Below are 18,658 nucleotides of genomic sequence, written 5' to 3' on the forward strand. Positions count from 1 at the left end.
AATATTGCGGAGGGAGGGTGATCTACAGCATGCAAGTCACCGAATTGGACGCTTGGGTATTATCGAAATTGGCTTACTTGGATGTTTTTCAAGGAAGCCGGCTGTACAAGAATTACACGGAAGGCAATCTCACTGTCGGCGATCTTACCAGCTATTATAAGACCAAACCTGAGGAAATGGAGCAGCTCAAGGATCGCTTTGCAAGCGAAGGGCAGTTTGAAGAGTTTCAGCGGGTAATTACTGAAATTTCCGATCCTGGCTCCCGATACTTCAATTGGAAGGTTTCCCGAATGCAGGACAACAATGCAACGACGGGTTTTGTAGCGTATACGTTTGAGCCCGAGCCTGGAGAAGCGGTCGTCGCCTTTCGCGGAAGTGAAGATATGGCGAAGCTCGAATATCGCAATGATTGGCAAAACAACGCATCGTCCGTTTATGCCCGGCAAACTGTACAGCAAAAGGATGCCGAAGCCTATATGGCAGATCCGGCAATGAAGGAGTATGGCAGTATAACCATAACGGGCCATTCGCTAGGCGGCAACCTGGCGCTGTATGCGACGCTGACGGCTGATCCGCATATACGCGATGCGATTGCAAGTACGCAAACCTTCAACGCGCCTGGGTTTAATAAGGAATTCATTCAGGCGCATCAGGCGGTGACGGAGGCCATGCGCGGGCGAATCCAGGAATTTCAGAACAAATACGATCTTGTATCCTCGATCATGTATAATCCGACAATACCGATTATCATTGATACGACGGCCAAAGACAAGAAAGCGCAAAATATTAAGGATAATCATGCGCTTGACTTTTTGCAAATCGAAAACGGCCGCTTCAAGCGTTCAGATCATCAAGAAAAAGATATCGGCTGTCAGGTAGTATCGGATTTCACACAACGATTACAAACGCTTCCGGCCCCAATGCTGGAAGGTATGGTTGATGCCATCTTCGCCATTTGGAACGGGCGTATCGATCATGTCGATATTGCGGCAGCGGGTCTTACGCTGGCAGGCTTTGTATTTTTCGGACCGGAAATGATCGCACTTGTCGCAGATGTGCTCGTTTGGGCGATTGTGCCGGAGCTTGTCAAGTTTGTTGTCGTACCTGCACTACAAAATGCCTATCAATTTGCCCAGCAATCCGCTATTGAACTGTATGAACACGCAAAGGTATTTGTTGAAGGAGCTATTGCAGCCGCTAGCCGCTCCGTGGTTGTTTTGCGGCATACGCTGCAGCAGTTTAAAGAAAAAGCCCTTCAGCAAGTCGAGCATACGGTGAAAGGGTTAATTAATGGCATTAAAAGCTTATGGGGCTCCTCCAAAGCCGTCTATGCGGAAGAGGCGCTTGATGCCAGCATTTCGGATCTTAGAACGATTGGAGAGCGGCTGAGTCGTTTGCAGCAAAGGCTTGGCTGGATCGACGATCGCATGAATACACTAAGAAAGCTGGTGGATTGGGAGGATAAAGGTTCGGTCATTCTACTGGATCTGCGGATCGGATACGATTCTGATTTGAGGAGATGTCAGGACTATGTGAACGACGCCGCTGATCGATTGGAGCAATGTGAACGAAGCATCGTTCAACAGGCATACGCATTTTAGCTGCAGAAGGGGGCTTTGTTATGAATGCACAGGCTTATGCAGAGAAGGAAGCCATTATGAGGGACCTGGATAATGTAGTACGCGAATTGCAGCAAATGGCCGCGGAGCTACAGCGCATAAAAGGAATAGGTGCTGAAATATGTGCAGGCAAACTGTTAAGGCTGGCGGATAAATATAGCGGAATCCGCTCGCAGCTGCAGTATCGCGTGTAGCATACAGGATGTTACCTGAGGGGAGCCGTGGCCGATTTGCTGGAACCTGGTTTTGTGTTGGGAAACCGCTATGAAGTGGATTCACTGATTGCCAAAGGGGGGATGGGCAACGTTTATTTGGTGAAAGATGCCAAGCTGAATGGCAAGATGTGGGCTGTCAAAGAAATTAACCGCCTTGATAATACCGCGACATTTCTGGAAGAGGCTCGATTGCTGACGGGGCTTTCCCATCCTTATATACCCAAAATTACGGATTACTTTGAGCCGGATGCCGAGGGGCGCTGCTATCTGGTGATGGAATATATTTCTGGCATGACGCTGCAAGAGCGCTTTGAAAGCTGCTCCCGGCAAATGCCGCTAGAGAAAATCATTAAATATGTGCAGCAGCTATGCGATATTTTAATGTATTTGCATGCTCAGGCCAAACCAATTATTTTTCGCGATATCAAGCCGTCAAATATGATGGTCGATGTGCACGATAATGTTCAATTAATTGATTTTGGCATTGCCCGCAGCTACGATCAAGGCAAGTTTGCCGATACCGTGCAGATGGGAACGATTGCTTTTGCGGCTCCCGAGCAATTCGAGCAGAAGCAGACTGACCAGCGAACGGATGTTTACGGAGTGGGGGCGCTGCTCTTCTATTTGCTGACAGAGGGTAAATACGTCTTTCAGCACTATACCGCTGTGGGGGCTGCTTTATCACATTTGCCGGAGTCTTTGCAGCAAGTGGTCTCCAAAGCATTGGAGCAGGACCCCAATCGCCGCTTTCAACGAATGGGCGAATTGCGGGAGCAACTGCGTTCGTTCGCTGCGAATACGGGACTTCCCGGCTCAGAGCCTGTCGTTTATCCGAACCTTCAAGTTACCCGAACGCTGTTTATTAATCCGATGATGCAACGAAATGCGATGTCGGCGACGAAGATCGAGCCGGCAGTTATCCAACCGGCGCAGCCCGAACCGTTTGTACAGCCGTCGGTTCCAGAGACTCAAGCAAAGCTTGCACCGGCAATTGCTGCATCCGGAGCGCCGTACACGACCCAAGCTACGCAAAGCAATCCGGCCCTGATCGTGTATTTACTCGATGCAAGCGGCTCTATGGGGATTTTGCAGGGAAATAAACGGCGCATTGACATTGTTCGCGATGCGCTGCACAGCGCTTTGCGGCAAATGGTTTTTCGATCCACGAAGGGCAGCCGCATTTCTTCGCGCTATCGCATTGCGCTGCTGGCCTATAGCGACGAGGTCTACGATCTGTCAGGTGGTGTAAAAAAAATCGATCAGTTGATGAATACGGGAGAGCTGCCCGTGCTTGAAACCTATCGTTTTACGGATACCGCCAAAGCATTTTTGTATGCTGAAAAGCTGCTAAAAGCTGAACTGCCCAATATGCAGGACTGTCCCGCGCCGCTCGTTTGCCATATGACTGACGGTGTGTATACCGGGGAGGACCCGCAGCCGATAGTGGAACGGATTCGCGCAATGACAGTCAAGGACGGGAGTGTGCTGGTGGAAAATATATTTATCTCGGATGAGGTGCTCGAACAAGCCGTTACGCAGCCCAAACGTTGGCCTGGCGTCGGGATGCACACGCCGATGCTTGACGAATACGGCTCCAAGCTCAGGCGCATGTCGTCGCCGATTCCGGAAAGCTATCGGGAAATGATGCTGGAAGCGAACTACCGGCTGGAACCAGGTTCGCTGATGATGTTTCCGGGAACTCATCCTGAGCTGGTGTCGTTAGGCTTTCAAATGTCTGCGGCTACGCCGATCCGCTAATATGGCGAGTGTAAGAATACAGCTTCCGCAATCGCAAGAAACGGATATTCAGGAAGCAGCCGGTGTCGAATGGATATACCACTATGGCTATTCGCGTTCTGCGGAGTCCAGGGAAGGCGGCGATGACGGACAAGATTACGTGTCGCTGTTGGAGGATGAGAACAGCTTGTGCTTTGTAGTTTGCGACGGAATCAGCATGTCTTACTTCGGCGACTTTGCAGCGCGCTTTCTCGGCAATGCTTTAATTGAGTGGCTCCAGGAGCTAGCCCGGCTTTCCTTGCCGGAAAATGAGCTGCAGAGCAGACTGACTCGATTCTTGATTGAAAAAGCGAGCGATGCGACCATAGCGCTTCAGGAGCACGTCATTCCTGAAACCATAAGGGGCATGTTGCGAGAGGTTTTGTTGGCCAAAAAACAGAAAGGCAGCGGCGCCATGTTTGCTTGCGGTCGACTGGATCGTCCCAATGATCTTTTTCCTAACGGACGACTTGTATTGGCGTGGCATGGAGATGTGCGGCTGCGGCTGTGGAAGGACGGCGCTGAGTGTTCCGAGCAATTGGGGGAACGCTTGAATACGAACCAGCAATGGAATAGCGCAATGGGACCTGTCGGCGGTGCGCCCCGCGTGGTTTGCCAATCCTTGAATAACGGGCAGGAAAGCGGCGGTGTCTTGTTATATTCGGACGGGCTGCAGACATTGGACGGACTTGCGTCCGTTTCCAAAGACGGTCTGAAGACTGCATTGAAACGGGAAGCGATGGATCCTTCCAGCGACGACATGTCAGTTGTTCATGTTCGTTGGGCGTTCCCGGAACGAACATAGAGCTAAATCTGTTTCCTTGAAGGAGAGAACAAACGATGGGCTTTCGGCCTGAAGTACATACCCGTTTGACAATTAACGGCATTAATTATGTGGTTGGCGAGCATCCGCTTGCGCCAGGAGTTCCCTATGGGCAAGAAGGTCGTCAAGGCATCGTGTACTTGTTGTATACCCAGGACAAACGGCAAAAAAAAGCAATGAAAGTCTTCCGGTCGAAGTTTGTGAATGCGTCAATGGTTTTTCAAACCCAGCAGTTAGCCAAGCATGCCGGTTTAAAAGGTTTAACCGCTTGTGAACGTCTGGTGGTGACGCCACAAAACAATACCGAACAGCTGGGGCAGGAGCCTGACCTGCTGTATGCTGTGGTGATGCCGTGGATTGAAGGCATTACCTGGATGGATGTCATGCTGGGGGAGGAGACGCTTGGCCGGCCGGTCAGCTTTCGCTACGCGCTTGCATTGGCTGAGGTATTGGCTGGCATGGAGCAGCGGCAAATGGCGCATTGTGACTTGTCCGGGCCGAACGTAATTTTATCCGGTATGCTGCCTGGCGAAGCAGCGTCGGGTAAGAGTGGCTCCATTCAGCTCATCGATCTGGAACAGCTTTATGCAGCTCAACTGGAGCGGCCGGAGCATGTCCCTGCAGGATCACCCGGTTATGCGCCGCAAACGGCTACGACCGCCGGACTGTGGGGACCGCATGCGGATCGTTTCTCCGGGGCCATCCTGATCAGTGAAATGCTGGCTGCATGCACAGAATCTTTCTTTGCCCATGCGTGGGGTGAAAGCTACTTTGCGCCTGCGGAGCTGCAAACACGCTGCGACCGATACGAGTATTTGCGCGAAGCGCTTCGCGCAAGCTGGGGAGAGGGATTTGGCACGTTGCTGGAACGGGCCTGGACCAGCACGGAGCTTCATCAATGCCCGACCTTTAGCGAGTGGTTGTCTGCGCTGCAGCGTCTGGAGACAATCGGGCCAGTCAAGCCGCAAGCCGTAGCTGCGCATACTGCCCCAGCCGGCCAAGTGGATGAAGATGTAAATGCGACTTTGCTTCAGCATGCACAACATTTTGAAGCGGAAGGCAAGCTCGGGGCTGCGAAGGAGCTGTATCATACGATTCGGCTGCTGAATCCGCACTCCGCCTTGGCGCTGGAGGTCGATATTGCTATACGTTCACTGGACAAGCAGCTTGCTGTCCGCGAGCTTGGCCCTCCAATACCGGAAAAGCCAAGCAGCGAGCTCGAGCAGTTCTTGGGTACGCGAGTGCGCAAACGTCAGCTTCAGCTTGTTGCGCTGCTCGGTATTGTCATTTTGGCCGGGCTGTTGGCGTATGCGGTATGGACAGGAAGCGGCGGTCAACGGTTGAGCGGCGATAAACAGCCGCCCGAAACAACTGCGGTCGCACTCCCGGACCCCAAGCTGGAGCAAATGCAGCTGATCCTGCAGGAGCGTGAAAAAACGATTGCCGAGCTGACGGAGCAACTGAAGGTTCAGAGCTTGCCAATGGCTGAGAAGCGCCAGTATTTGAATCAATTGCTTAACGCGGATTACAAGGAGATTAAGCAGATTGCTGCGACTCCGCCGAACGGTGCCTCGGGAATTGAGAAAAAGACGTTCGACGCGTCGGCAGTCTACCTTGATCATCTCTATGAGTTCATACAAGCGGCTTATGGTCTGGATGAGCAATTTATGAAGCAAACGAAAGCTGTAGAGGGCTACTATTATCCTTACGTCTACAATCATGACCGGAACGCGCAATTGAATTTGCAGTTTTTTAAAGACTATAAAGGAAAATTTTAAGGAGGGCACATTATGATTTATGGGGCTTCGCTGGGGCCGTTTGCCAAAAAAGGATTTGGCGACCGCGCGTTTCAAACCAACGTCAATAAAATGATCGAGGCGCTGCCGGTGCCGCCGGCTGTTTCCAACATGGATGCTATTGTATTGGGTCCAAAGGATTTGGTCGGAGCATTAGGCAGATTGCTGGATACCGCCATCAAGAAAAAACATCCGGACATCAAAGTGCTTTTCTTTTATCAAAAGGATAAGGAAGCCGAGCTGATCAGCGGCGATGTTCATAAAATCAAAGTCGATAAAGTGACGCCGCAATCGATTCAAGCGGGTGTGGAGCAGGTGATGGAAGCGCAGCGGATCGGTGGCGACCATCGCGTGCTCGCATCGGCCGATGAACGGGCATTTCAGCCGCCTGTGGAGTCAACTCAAGCTGCTGAAGAAAGAGCAGACGTTGGCTTGAAAGCGAGCGAGCAGCGTTCATTCGAAGAGACGGTCCTGCTATCTAATGCGGGTTCCGAGGCTGCGGCCACGCTGGAGACGCCTGTCGTTCATCAGGCAAAAGCGCTTGAGCAGCGGGTGCTGGAAATGGGACGGTATGCCGATTTCAACTTTATGCGTGATGCGCTGGATACCCAATTGCTGGCCAACGAGTTGGTGCAGGAAAATACGCAATATGCTGGCGTCATCAATATGCTGGAGACGCTGGATCGTCAAATGATGGATATTTTTAAAAGCGCGCATATCCCGGCAGAGGTCCGGTTTGCGCAGATCCGGCAGCTGGCGGTTGACCGTGCGGCTTACAAAGGGATCGAGGGCAGTATCATTGCCGAGAAGCTTAGCTCGGTAATGACCGCGATCGTTCAGGCGGCAGAAGCCACCGTTGAGACGCGTATACACACAATACGGGAGGCTTTGGATAAAGTCGCTTCGGTTAAGGAAGTGTTCGAAGATCACGGCAAGCTGCAGGCTTTGATCGATTCCCGGCTTGCGCTGCAAATGGATCTGATGGAATTGTCCAAGGATATTATTGAGGTGTATAAAGCGATGGACCGCAGTGTGGCCGAGGTGCTCAAGGAAGTGGAGCAAGGTCTCCCTTCGGAGAATGCCTACTTGAACGAGATTTTGAAGCCGACGCACACGATGTTCCAGCCGCAAAATATATCGGCCGTAACCGTTCGATTGATCGGCGATTTACAGCAAAACCGCATATCGCTGTCCATCATGGAAGACAAGCTGAAAAGTTTGATTAATTTGGTATTCAAGCTTTGCGAAGAAGACGCCGTGATCATCGAATATCAGCAAAAATTGATCCAGCTGCTGCGCGCCCAGCGTGTCGAGGATGTGGTGATTGTCGACAACGTAATCAAAAACGCCATCCGCCTATTCGTAGGTCCGGCCGACACCGGACGAACCGCGACTGCGCTGACATGGTCGGGAGTAGCGGCCCGGCGGCAAAATACGCTGCTGCTTGATTTGACCGGAAACTCGAAGCTGCGGCAATACGGAGTGGAGCCGGTAAGCTTGGATCATTTTTTACAAAATCGGATCGAAGAGCCCTTGGTATGTATCGAAGGGGATGTTTCGGACGTCGAACGCGTTGAAACGATCGTTGCCGAGCTGAAAATGCGTTTGAATTACTACGCGCACATTCATGTGATCCTCGACGCCGGACAGACGGATTTGCTGCAGCAGCTTTCACCGTCGGCGTTGGCCGTGCATTTCATCACCGATTGCAGTCATCGCGGCAATGCTTTGTTAAAGCAAACGATTTCAGCCTTCCAGGAGCCCAATATTGCTCAAAAAATCATCCTGATCGATCCGCCTGTTGAGCCGAGCCAGCTGCTGCCCGAGCTCGGGGCAGACCCGCTGCTGGTCAAGCTGATTGTCCTGCCGCGTTTGCAGCATATTCGCGCTTGTGCCTTTCATCGCAGCAAGCCTTATGACAGCCGGGAAGTTGTCGATGTTTTTGAAGAAGCGTTTCGATAAGTTACAGCTGTGTGGCATCCTTGGGCAAGTGTCTCATCCGTTGTAAGTAGTCCGTCACCTGCGCATCTTGCCCGGTATCGTAGCGGCAGCCGATCCACGCCGCTACCTCGGCGGCAACTTCGCGAAACAGCTCGCCCATGATCAACAGCGATTTCCATATCGCCTCGGGCTGAGCGTCTGAATACGTGCGCATGAGCATTTCCCACCTTGCCGGAGCGAGCAGATTGCGAAAAAATCGGCCTTCTTTACCTGGATTGCATGTAAAGCCGCTGGCGGCGCCGAGCTGCCATTGCAGCATCAGCGTCAGCATCCGTCTGATCGGAACGTCAAGCGTATATTTGGCATAAACAAGCTCTTCACGCCAGAGCGCTTTAGCCGTATACGTACAGACCCACCAAAATTCATTGCAGCAATCTGTAAATTCAGCAGCGCTTGGGGGACGCGTCAGGTAGTCGCGATCCGAGGGAGCCGGCAGCGGCTCAAAACGACCGTCCTTATCAAGCAGAAGCTTGCTCAAGCTATCCGGTTGCCATTCAGACATCCGTTCCAGTGGAAACAACGTCAGATCCAGACGATTGCCGTCTTGGAACAGCATCAAAAAAGCGAATGCCGGACGTGTGGAGTTGAACAAAGCGCCTTCATCCGGCGTTTGCATAATGATCGGCTTGCCGAACACTTCAATCCAGCTCCTGATCTGCTTCATTGCTTCGATTTCGGTTACGAAATAGACGATATCGTAGTCCCGCAGCCAGTCTGCGGGCACATGCGGATTAACCCGCGATCCATTCATCATAACTGCTCGGATTCGTTCATCGGCTTGAGCAGTTCCCAAAATCACATCCAGCATCTCGCGTTCGGTTCTCATGAATCCTCCTCCTCCTAGGTTGTTGCGGTCATGGCGCGTTGTCGGTTGACCCCTTAACAGGGCATGGTTGCGCCATGTAAGCGAGCACCCGTACACCTGCTGCAATCCGATCACTCATTTCCCGGGCAAGCGCATAAACTGACACGAAATACAAGCATTCTGCGACAATTCGGCATAAAACAGCGAAAAAGCGAAGCTGAGGGCATATTTTCCCGTCAGGCGGCGATTTTGACTGTTTTTTCCTTGTTTACATCTGCTAAAAAATATAAATATATGATAATATCAGTGAATAAGCAATATTTTATCACATTCATTGAGAGGAGCAAGCCGATGCACAAGGAACGAGCTGCTTTCGTAATGCCTCATTGGACGCGTGATTTCGCTGCAAGCAAATACTCACTGGAAGAAGCGTTGAAGGGAATATTTGCCCAGACGGATACTTGTTGGAGCCTGATTATCATTGACGATGCTTCTCCGGATGAAAGCGGAAGACGCTACTTGCGCGAGCTGCAGGAAACGCACCCTGACAATATCCATATTCTTTGGAATCCAGTGAATATCGGACCGGGACAAAGCCGCAACGCCGGCGTTGCCTGGGCGAAGCGGATTGGAGCACCGTTTATTCTGTATATCGATGCCGATGATCTTTGCCACCCCCGGCGTCTTGAGACGGTACGAGCTATATTTGCACAGCGTCCCGAAGTAGATGTGATTTATTCTTCCTTTGAAGTTGTTGATGAGCACGGCGCTGTGGTGGACCCGATGAAATTAACGCCGTCTATTCTGGAAATTTTGGAGAGCCATGACAATGATCCGATATCTGGTCCGCATGCGTGGATTGACATGGGCACACGCAAGGGGTATACAAATTTGACATCAGCCACTGCGGTGCGCACAGAGCTGGCTGCCGAGCATCCTTTTCCTGCTGAGCATGTGTCGGAGGATTTTTTTACCTGGATGCAATATGCTGCGGCCGGCAATGAATATTATTATGCCCAAGCGATTCCTTGCAGCTATCGGATTCCGCAGCAGCTGGCATCTGCATCGCGCGCGCGGGTAGCTGATTTTTATGCAGAAAAGGCACGGGTAGACGAATGGGGGTTCAGATCAGCTTTGCGCATTGCCCAGTCCAGAGAGCGACGCTTTCGGGAGCCCGAACGAATCGACGAATTAATGATTACCTTCCATCTGAAATTGGCAGAGACGCTGTTCCGGGAACAGCAGATTGAGCTTTCGCTGACCCAGCTTGCCAAGGCGCGGCAAATCTCGGCGCACAAAAGTGAGTTTTATATGAAGGAACGCGGGTATCGACTCCCCGATTGGGTGAGTTTGTAAAAGCGTCTTCGCGCCGCTCCCTACCTACCGCTGCCTTTCCCTAGTACCAGCAAATCAACCGGTTTTCCCCTGAGAAGGTGGGCGAAGGCCGGTTTTTTGTCGTGTGGGTCGGGGGTATGCCAGCCTTGCCCATACATAAAGCTTCTGCGCCAAGCGTAACATGAACTATTGGGGTACAAGAAGTTTCGGCCGCCGATCCATCTGCGACATACGAGAATCCCGAGCTGACTGGCGCTGGACGCCTTTCACGCTTTCTGGGCTCCTGCGTATATTGTGGTAACAACCATCAAGTAAACGAGGTGATCCTCATGAGTGGTCGAAGCCTGCCTTCGAGACAGATCAACATCGTGCTGCGTCAGCCGGAGTCTCCCGCCATGCCGCTCAGCGATGCGGAGCCACAGCCTTCAGGGAAACGAACGCCTCAGGAAGGGCCGTTGTCCGACATTTTCAAAGAGCTTCATCAATTGGTCGGTCTGGATAATGTGAAGGAGCTTGTGCACGAAATCTACGCGCTGCTGCAAATTTCCCAGTACCGGACGGAAGCTGGGCTGCTCAGCAATTCGCATGTGTATCATATGATTTTTAAAGGCAGCCCGGGAACCGGGAAAACGACGGTGGCTCGTCTGATGGGCCGGATGTTTCACGCGATGGGCGTGCTCAGCAAAGGGCATTTTATCGAGGTAGAACGTGCGGACTTGGTTGGAGAATATATCGGTCATACGGCGCTGAAAACCCGGGAGCTGATGAAAAAAGCGATGGGCGGCATTTTGTTCATCGACGAGGCGTACAGTCTGGCTCGTGGCGGCGACAAGGATTTTGGCAAGGAATCGATTGACGCACTGGTGAAGGGAATGGAGGACAGGAAAAACGACTTCATTCTCATCTTGGCCGGATACCCGGAGGAAATGGAGCAGTTTTTGGCAACGAATCCCGGTTTGCCTTCCCGGTTCCCGATCCAGGTTGATTTTGAAGATTACAACATCGATCAGCTGCTGCAAATAACGGAGCTGATGGCCAAGGAGCGCGAGTACACCTTGCTGCCGCAGACGCTGATGAAGCTCAAGCAGCATCTGGCCGAGGAAAAGGCCGCCAGCTGGCGGACGTTCAGCAATGCGCGTTATGTGCGGAACATGCTGGAAAAGTCGATGCGGCACCAAGCTGTTCGCTTGCTGAGCCAATACGTGACGACACCGTCGAAGCAAGAGCTGATGTCGATTCGTCCCGACGATTTGAAGGTGAAATAAACGGCAAAACCGGCCTGACGATTTACAGCGCTGGGCAGGTATGACGGGGGAGCTGCCCTTCCTGCAGCCTTGCGGCCTCCGCCGTACGGACAACAAGCGGGCCGACATCAGCGGAGCGAGGATAAATCGCCTCTGGAGAAGGGTAGCTAAAGCCAAACAGATGGAACAGAAGCGGGCACGTTTGCCGGCAGCTTGAGGCTGTCGGGAAATGTGTTCTTTTTTTGTCACAATTGCCGGATTCATCACATGAAAACGTGGATTTTCCCACAAAATCACATTGACAGTACAGAACATAATACCTATAATAATTAACGAATCGTTGATAATAATTCTCATTATCATATTTTGCTGCGGAACACAGATGTACATCTACGAGGGAGATGGTAGGATGAAAGGCGCAACCCGGCGAAGCGTCATCGCGCTGCTGCTGGCGGTCGGTCTGTTGCTGGCATTTGGCTCCATGACTTATGCCGCCGATTCGGTTTCCAAGGAAGAGCTCGCAACAGCAGTTATACATACGTCCGAAATGAAAGCCGCATTGTCCCAGGCAGACGCCAGTCAAGCGAGCGCGGCATTTGCTCCAATCAAGAAGTGGTGGACAGCCAACAAGCAGGCGGTCAAAGCCGATTCGTTGAATGTTTCCTCGGAGATCGACCGCAGAATTGCCGCCGTTTCGCTCGCGCTCGTGGGGCAGGACAATGCCAAAGCGCTGGAGGAAACGAAGCTGCTGGAGGCTGCGCTGATCAATTACCGGGACGGCGCTTACACGGACAATACCGGACAAACGAAAATGACGCTGGCGATTTATGTGCAAAAGCTGGAGCAAACCCGTCAGCTGCTGGAAGCACAAAACTGGGAGCAGGCCGGCGCTGCGATCAAGCAGCTGCAGCAGCAGTGGCTCGCCGTTGAAGGCGACGTCGTCAGCCAATCGCAAGCGGTTTACAGTGACGCAGAGCGCGATCTTGTATTGCTGGACGCTTATACGGCCAATGCCGACCAGCGCCCGCAAGCCGTTGGCGTGGCCAAGCGAATGATCGATTCTTTGACGCCGTATACCGACGCGCAATATTCCTGGTGGGACGCTGCGCTGATTCCGATTCGCGAGGGTGTGGAAGGGCTGCTGGTGGTCGGCGCGCTGCTGATGTATGCCAAAAGAGCCGGCTCTGCCGCTGCCCGCCGCTGGGTGGTCGGCGGTTCGTCCGCAGGCATTCTGGTATGCCTCGGTGTGGGCTTTGTGGTCGCGTTCCTCCTGTCGTCAACAGCATTCGGCCGCAACAACTCGCTGATTAACGGCTGGACCGGCGTGTTTGCCAGCTTTCTGCTGCTGTACGTCAGCTACTGGCTGCATCGCAATGCCGATACGAAGCGCTGGAAGCAGTATCTGGAGTCCAAAAGCCGTGCGGCGCTTACCGGCGGTCGCATGATGTCGCTGGCGCTGCTTGCGTTTTTCGCCATCGTGCGCGAAGGGCTGGAGACGGTCATTTTCCTGATCGGAATGGCAGGCAAAATGTCCGGTCTGGAGCTGGCCGCCGGCATCGCTGCCGGGTTCGGCGTGCTTGCGCTGCTTGCAGTAATCATGATCAAAGCAGGCTCGCGCTTGCCGATCCGTCCGTTTTTCCTCGTATCGAGCGTCATCGTCTTTTACCTGTGTTTCAAATTCATGGGCTCGGGCATTCACAGCCTGCAGATGGGCGGCGTACTCCCGGCAACCGTTCACGATTATTTACCGGATTACAGCGCACTAAGCCTGTATCCGTCCTGGTACAGCACGCTGCCGCAGCTGGTGTTCCTGCTCGCCGGTCTGACCATTATTTTGGCGCAGCAGACGGCGAAACGCCGCAGAGTCAGTTTGCAAAGCCGCTTGCAGGTATAACATCTGTTTATAAGTGTGGTTCATAGAAATCAAATGTAAAATAGAGAGACATGGAGGAAATCATCGTGAAAAAAACATTAGCCGTCGGCTGCGTGTCGCTAGCCGCAGTATTGATCTTGAGTGCTTGCGGTCAAGATGCCGCAACAACCGCTTCGCCGTCCCCGTCCCCAGCCGCTGCCCAAACGCAGCAGCCGGCCGCTTCCGAGCAAAACCCGATTCAGACGGGCACAACGAACATGCTCGCCGAAACGAAAAAGCTGCAAGATGCCATCGGTCAAAAAAATGCCGAGGATGTCAAAAAATTGGGCAAATCGATCAACGATATCTGGTTGTCCTATGAAAGCGTCGTTCGACAAAAGTTTCCGCTGGAATACACCGACGTGGAAAAATATGAAATGCCGATCTATTCGGCTTCGGCTTATGATAAAATAGATTTCGACGCGTTGAAAACGACGGCTGACCAGCTCGTCGGCGCGCTGACCAAGCTGCAAAACGCCAAAGAAACGACCGGCAATACATCCGAGCTGTTGAACAAAGCGGTTGAGGGCTATCAGGCGTATGTAATCGAGCAGGTTGACAAGCTGTATGCGCAAACGAAAACATTTGCCGATGCCGTGAAAGCCGGCAATGCCGATTTGGCGAAAAACGAATATATCAAAGCGCGTTTGTATTACGAAAATATTGAACCGATCGCAGAAAGCATCGGTGAACTCGATCCGAAAATCGACGCCCGGCTGGCCGACGTCGAGAACGAAGCGGACTGGACCGGCTTCCACCGCATCGAGAAAGCGCTGTGGCTCGACAACAAGCTGGACGGCCAGGACAAATACGCCGATCAGCTGCTGCAGGACGTGCAGGCTTTGCAGGCGCAGGTCAAGTCGCTCAAGCTGGAGCCTAAAGCGATGGTTGCAGGCGCGATGGAGCTGCTGAACGAAGCGGCCACTTCCAAAATCACTGGCGAAGAAGAGCTTTACTCGCATATCGATCTGGTTGATCTTGCCGGCAACGTAGAAGGCTCCAAAGCGGTTTATCTGGCTATTATTCCTGCCTTGAACGAAAAAAATCCGGATCTGGGCGCACAAATCGACAAGCAGTTCCAACTGATGGAGCAAAAGCTTATGACCTATCAAAAAGACGGTCAATACGTAACTTACGACAAGCTGACGACCGAGCAAATCCGCGAGCTGAGCGATCAGCTGAGCCAGCTGTCGACGTTGATGACCCAAACGGCATCAATTCTCTAATATACGGGGGAGATCTTGAATGGAACAGCAGCCTAAGCAAAATGGCGTATCGCGCCGCGATTTTTTGAAAACCTCGGCAGTAGCAGGCGTCGGTTTGGCGCTTGGCGCCGTCGGTGTCGGCGCGGTGATGGGCGTGGGCAAAAAAACGTCGCCAGCCGGCACGGCCAGCGCAGCGGAAGGCGATCGTATTTCGATGTACGGCGTCAACCAGGCGGGCATTGTCACGCCCCAGCAGACGTACATGTATTTGGCTGCGTTCCGGATGACGGCGACGGATCGCGCCGGCGTCATCAAGCTATTTCGCGAATGGACGAAGTTCAGCGATTTAAGCACGAACGGCGGTACGATGAAGTCAGGCGACAATCCGCTGCTGCCGCCAAGCGACACGGGAGAAACGCTAGATTTGCCAGCGGCCAAGCTGACGGTAACGTTCGGCTTTGGCGCCAGCTTCTTTGAAGAAAACGGCAAGGATCGCTATGGGATTGCTCATCTGGCGCCCAAATATTTACGCGACATTCCTCGCATGCCGCGGGAAAATCTGGATCCGTCCATCTCCGGAGGCGACGTGTGTGTGCAGGTATGCGCAGAGGACCAGCAGGTCGCGTTCCACGCTGTACGCAACCTGATCCGTTTGTCGACAGGAAGCGCGACGCTTAAATGGATGCAGGAGGGCTTCATCAGCGCCAAATCGGGAACGACGCCGCGAAATTTGTTCGGCTTCAAGGATGGAACGGCCAACGGCTTGCACCAGACCGAAGACGGCTTCAAGCAAGTGCTCTGGGCCGGTACCGACGAGCCGGCTTGGCTGCAGGGCGGCACCTACATGGCCTATCGCAAAATTCGCATGCTGCTGGAGACGTGGGATCGCACTTCAATGGACGATCAGGAAGCGACGTTTGGCCGGCGCAAGGAGTCTGGAGCCGCATTCGGGATGGCGGGCGAATTCGATACGGTCGATGTCAGCAAGCTTCCGGCCGATTCGCATGTCCGGCTGGCCAAGGACTCCAAGCAGCAGATTCATCGGCGGGCGTATTCGTATACCGATGGCGTAGACCCGCGTACCGGCAACGTTAACGCCGGTTTGCTGTTTATCAGCTTTCAGCGCAATCCCGACGAACAGTTTATTCCGATGTTGCGATTGATGCAAAATCAGGATAAGCTGAATGAATACACCTCCCATATTGCCAGCGCGATGTTTGCGTGTCCCGGCGGCTTGCGCGAAGGCCAGTATTTGGGCCAAGCGCTGCTGGAAGGATAACGACGTTTGCAAGACGTTGCACAAGGAAGTTGCATCGCATGCACATAGACGTTTCAGCCAATAACAGACAACTCAGCTACCCTTTTGTTCGCGTATGCGAAGGAGGGTAGTTTTTTGTTGTCCGATTGGGCGAACCGGGCAAGCGCCGTGGCCGGACAAGCCGCAACCGGATACACTGAAACGTGATAAAGACGTGCTCCATGACGATGCAGGGAGGTCGGAGATGGAACGGACAATCGGCATTTTGCTGGACCCGCAAACCTATCGGGCCTTGCCGCGTAAAGAGACAGGACAAGAGGATGTCGGGCTGTACGACCGGAGCGCGCGCAAGCTGGGGCTGACGTTGCTATATTTCACTTTGGGAGAGCTCAGACGGGGATACGTGACGGGACGTATTCTGCAGAACGGGCGTTATCGCCAGGTGAAGGCGGCCATTCCGCCCGTTACGCATAACCGCACCTTGATCGGCACGACAGCGGGGAAACGGCGCATGCGTCGGCTGCAGGCGTCTAGCACCGTATTTAATGGCGATAATCGTTACAGCAAGCTGTATATCCATCGCCTGCTGGCCGCTTATAAAGAGCTGCGGCCGTATTTGCCGGCGACCTGGCCCTATTCGGCGCAGCGCTTGGCCAAGGCGATGCGCAGCGGCCTGACGGTGTATCTCAAGCCGCTTGACGGCACAGTCGGCAGGGGCATCGTTAAGCTGACGCCGATACCGGATACTGGCCGCTGGAAGCTGCAGTGGGGCGACAACAGGCAGGAGCTGGCCAGCGCATCGGCAGCAGAGGCTTGGGTGCGCCGCAAGATTTGCGGGCGGAGCTATCTGATCCAGGAGGCGATTCCGCTGGCTAGCAGCGAGGGACGTCCTTTTGATCTGCGCGTCGCAGTGCAGCGCGACGGCACGGGGTTCTGGAAGGTCACGGGCGTGCTCGGCAAACGGGCGGCGGCTGGAAGCCACATTACCAATATTGCCCGTGGCGGCACGTCGCTGCCGGGAGAGACGCTGCTGCGCACCGGCGTAGCCAATCCGGCCGCAGCGATGGCCGAAGTGCACCGCGTGTCGCTGGCCATTGCCAGGCGGCTCGGTCAGCGGCTGCCGCTGCTTGCCGATCTCGGGCTCGATGTAGGCGTCGACCGGGACGGTCGCGTCAGCTTCATCGAAATGAACGGGCGGCACCAGCGTATGGCCTTCGCCGAAGCCGGCATGCGCGAAGCGTACGAGCGGATCTACGAAATGCCGCTTCGTTATGCGGCGTATGTGTTAGATCGCATCGAGCGCCACGGCAGGCAGCGGCGTTAATGCGGCTGGCCTGCCAGACTGTACGGCATGCCGCCAGGTCAAGCAGGCTAGGTCCTTGTGAGACGCTCGGGCTGTGCGCTGCGGCAAGGCTTGCTTGGACTATCCGTTAGTTGCTGCAGCAGGCTCGTCCACGATGAGCGCTTGCAGCAGCCGCTGGATCACCGGCCGTTCATGCCGGGCAAGCTCCTGAATTTTGCCAAACAAAGCGGGATCGTTATTGGCAGCGGACACCGTGTTTTTGATCTGAATCAACAAGGCCGCTCGCGCCAGCGCCAGCGATTGCGAGAGCAGAGGCGACAGGGCGTCATAATCGTTAGGCCGCAGGCATCCGGCCACCTGCAAATAGCGGGCGTGGTCGCAGAGCAGCTTTTTGTGCTCGTACAGGGTGTAGATCGGCCGCAGGTCTGCTCCGAGGCCCGGCTTGGCCAGATTTTGTATAACGTTCTCGTAGCAATCGAAGCCGAACGCCAGATGCTCGGCCGGGTTGGCGAACAGCGCAAAGTCCGCCGAGGAGTTACGGGCGTGCAAATAATCAAACAGAGCGGCGTAAACGCGCCCGCTGTCAAAGCGGTAGGAGCGAATCGGCGAGCCGTCCCGCAGCTCGGCCAAATGATATAAATACAGGTTTTTGTAATATTTCTCCGCAGGGCAGGTCCGGTACGCCGTCTCCAGCGCGTCGAAAGAGATCGTCCCGGTGACGTATTTACCGTCTGGCGAATAGCCGGCAAGCTGAAAGCACCCTTGCTGCTCGTCGTACCCGTAAAGCAAATTATCGTGATAATAAGGCTGGTTGCGCTTAAAGGCTTCGCGGAAAGGCACGTACTGCTCGTTCAAATACGTATCGATGTAATAGCCCAGATCGAGATAGCGCTTGAATGTCCCGACGACGGAGCCGGCATCCAGCGTGTCCTTGCGGATCGTTTGCGTAAACAAAAACGGATTGTTCAAATAATACTGATAATCCTGCTTGATCGCGATAAAAAAATCCAGCGGCACGTCGTCCTCCACCGCAAAATCCAGCTTGGAGCAAAGCTGGTAGTAGTTGCTGTGAAACCAAGGCAAATACGTGTCGGTGGTCGATAAAATAGAAAGCGCTTTGGCATGCGATGAATAGCAGATCAGCGGCGGATGCGGGTTCAGATCGAGTTGCTTCGTACGGATGGGGGAGACCTCCTAGGGCGAACGATTCTTATTTTAGAAGATATCATCCTTTTTTTCTTAAATTTTACATATTTCAACGCAAGGTGTCAATTGCATCAGACTTAGGCTGCCGCGCCAAGTCAGCCGCAAGGCCCGCACCAAACCGACCGCGCAGCCGTATACTGATAAGCGATACAAAGCTGAG

14 protein-coding genes and 1 pseudogene are annotated in these 18,658 nt (G+C 53.6%); 13 read left to right on the forward strand and 2 right to left on the reverse strand.

Annotation, left to right across the window (positions count from 1 at the left end):
* Nucleotides 1-29 precede the first annotated feature (29 nt).
* The 7 genes and pseudogenes from B5M42_RS00905 (at nt 30) to B5M42_RS00935 (ending at nt 8,191) form a co-directional block, all read left to right on the forward strand.
* Complete coding sequence (locus B5M42_RS00905) at nt 30-1,601, forward strand: Mbeg1-like protein (protein ID WP_134750602.1); 1,572 nt, start codon at nt 30-32, stop codon at nt 1,599-1,601.
* Nucleotides 1,602-1,621: 20 nt separating this feature from the next.
* Entirely contained in the window at nt 1,622-1,813 is a 192-nt protein-coding gene (locus B5M42_RS00910; protein ID WP_134750600.1) for a hypothetical protein, read from the forward strand.
* Nucleotides 1,814-1,888: 75 nt separating this feature from the next.
* Nucleotides 1,889-2,572: pseudogene (locus B5M42_RS00915) on the forward strand (serine/threonine protein kinase); the annotation flags it as partial.
* Nucleotides 2,573-2,881: 309 nt separating this feature from the next.
* Nucleotides 2,882-3,592 carry a vWA domain-containing protein gene (locus B5M42_RS00920; protein WP_407946106.1) on the forward strand — a complete coding sequence of 237 codons (711 nt, stop codon included), beginning with the start codon at nt 2,882-2,884 and terminating at the stop codon, nt 3,590-3,592.
* 1 nt (nt 3,593) lies between these two features.
* Nucleotides 3,594-4,415, forward strand: coding sequence for a hypothetical protein (locus tag B5M42_RS00925; protein ID WP_134750596.1), 822 nt, complete (start codon nt 3,594-3,596; stop codon nt 4,413-4,415).
* A gap of 35 nt (nt 4,416-4,450) precedes the next feature.
* Nucleotides 4,451-6,211 (forward strand): serine/threonine-protein kinase, encoded by a 1,761-nt coding sequence (locus B5M42_RS00930; protein WP_134750594.1) that lies wholly within the window; start codon nt 4,451-4,453, stop codon nt 6,209-6,211.
* Between the two features lie 12 nt (nt 6,212-6,223).
* A complete protein-coding gene (locus B5M42_RS00935; protein WP_134750592.1) occupies nt 6,224-8,191 on the forward strand; it encodes a hypothetical protein in 1,968 nt (655 codons plus the stop codon).
* A gap of 1 nt (nt 8,192) precedes the next feature.
* On the opposite strand, the gene B5M42_RS00940 is transcribed toward B5M42_RS00935, so the two are convergent.
* Nucleotides 8,193-9,056, reverse strand: a complete 864-nt coding sequence (locus B5M42_RS00940) for an aminoglycoside 6-adenylyltransferase (RefSeq protein WP_134750590.1) — start codon at nt 9,054-9,056, stop codon at nt 8,193-8,195.
* Nucleotides 9,057-9,386: 330 nt separating this feature from the next.
* On the opposite strand from B5M42_RS00940, the gene B5M42_RS00945 reads away from it, so the two are divergent.
* The 6 genes from B5M42_RS00945 (at nt 9,387) to B5M42_RS00970 (ending at nt 17,313) form a co-directional block, all read left to right on the forward strand.
* On the forward strand, nt 9,387-10,391 hold the full coding sequence (locus B5M42_RS00945; protein WP_134750588.1) for a glycosyltransferase family 2 protein: 1,005 nt from the start codon (nt 9,387-9,389) through the stop codon (nt 10,389-10,391).
* Nucleotides 10,392-10,699: 308 nt separating this feature from the next.
* Nucleotides 10,700-11,635, forward strand: coding sequence for an AAA family ATPase (locus tag B5M42_RS00950; protein ID WP_134750586.1), 936 nt, complete (start codon nt 10,700-10,702; stop codon nt 11,633-11,635).
* A 388-nt stretch (nt 11,636-12,023) separates the two neighbouring features.
* The gene (locus tag B5M42_RS00955) at nt 12,024-13,508 is read left to right on the forward strand and encodes an FTR1 family iron permease (RefSeq protein ID WP_134750584.1); all 1,485 of its coding nucleotides are present in this window, start codon (nt 12,024-12,026) and stop codon (nt 13,506-13,508) included.
* Nucleotides 13,509-13,573: 65 nt separating this feature from the next.
* The gene (gene efeO, locus B5M42_RS00960) at nt 13,574-14,752 is read left to right on the forward strand and encodes an iron uptake system protein EfeO (protein ID WP_230632551.1); all 1,179 of its coding nucleotides are present in this window, start codon (nt 13,574-13,576) and stop codon (nt 14,750-14,752) included.
* 19 nt (nt 14,753-14,771) lie between these two features.
* On the forward strand, nt 14,772-16,010 hold the full coding sequence (gene efeB, locus B5M42_RS00965) for an iron uptake transporter deferrochelatase/peroxidase subunit (RefSeq protein WP_134750582.1): 1,239 nt from the start codon (nt 14,772-14,774) through the stop codon (nt 16,008-16,010).
* A gap of 223 nt (nt 16,011-16,233) precedes the next feature.
* Nucleotides 16,234-17,313 (forward strand): YheC/YheD family protein, encoded by a 1,080-nt coding sequence (locus B5M42_RS00970; protein ID WP_167689690.1) that lies wholly within the window; start codon nt 16,234-16,236, stop codon nt 17,311-17,313.
* Nucleotides 17,314-17,412: 99 nt separating this feature from the next.
* Here the strand turns inward: B5M42_RS00970 and B5M42_RS00975 are convergent, their stop codons facing one another.
* Nucleotides 17,413-18,321 carry a hypothetical protein gene (locus tag B5M42_RS00975; RefSeq protein WP_134750578.1) on the reverse strand — a complete coding sequence of 303 codons (909 nt, stop codon included), beginning with the start codon at nt 18,319-18,321 and terminating at the stop codon, nt 17,413-17,415.
* Nucleotides 18,322-18,658 lie beyond the last annotated feature (337 nt).

The organism is Paenibacillus athensensis (genome assembly GCF_004514475.2).
Lineage (GTDB): Bacteria > Bacillota > Bacilli > Paenibacillales > NBRC-103111 > Paenibacillus_AL > Paenibacillus_AL athensensis.

Bases quoted from the DNA above. Each gene is read 5' to 3' on its own strand.
- B5M42_RS00905 (WP_134750602.1), top strand. From the start codon at position 30: ATGCAAGTCACCGAATTGGACGCTTGGGTATTATCGAAATTGGCTTAC.
- B5M42_RS00910 (WP_134750600.1), top strand. From the start codon at position 1,622: ATGAATGCACAGGCTTATGCAGAGAAGGAAGCCATTATGAGGGACCTG.
- B5M42_RS00925 (WP_134750596.1), top strand. From the start codon at position 3,594: ATGGCGAGTGTAAGAATACAGCTTCCGCAATCGCAAGAAACGGATATT.
- B5M42_RS00930 (WP_134750594.1), top strand. From the start codon at position 4,451: ATGGGCTTTCGGCCTGAAGTACATACCCGTTTGACAATTAACGGCATT.
- B5M42_RS00935 (WP_134750592.1), top strand. From the start codon at position 6,224: ATGATTTATGGGGCTTCGCTGGGGCCGTTTGCCAAAAAAGGATTTGGC.
- B5M42_RS00940 (WP_134750590.1), bottom strand. From the start codon at position 9,056: ATGAGAACCGAACGCGAGATGCTGGATGTGATTTTGGGAACTGCTCAA.
- B5M42_RS00945 (WP_134750588.1), top strand. From the start codon at position 9,387: ATGCACAAGGAACGAGCTGCTTTCGTAATGCCTCATTGGACGCGTGAT.
- B5M42_RS00950 (WP_134750586.1), top strand. From the start codon at position 10,700: ATGAGTGGTCGAAGCCTGCCTTCGAGACAGATCAACATCGTGCTGCGT.
- B5M42_RS00955 (WP_134750584.1), top strand. From the start codon at position 12,024: ATGAAAGGCGCAACCCGGCGAAGCGTCATCGCGCTGCTGCTGGCGGTC.
- efeB (WP_134750582.1), top strand. From the start codon at position 14,772: ATGGAACAGCAGCCTAAGCAAAATGGCGTATCGCGCCGCGATTTTTTG.
- B5M42_RS00970 (WP_167689690.1), top strand. From the start codon at position 16,234: ATGGAACGGACAATCGGCATTTTGCTGGACCCGCAAACCTATCGGGCC.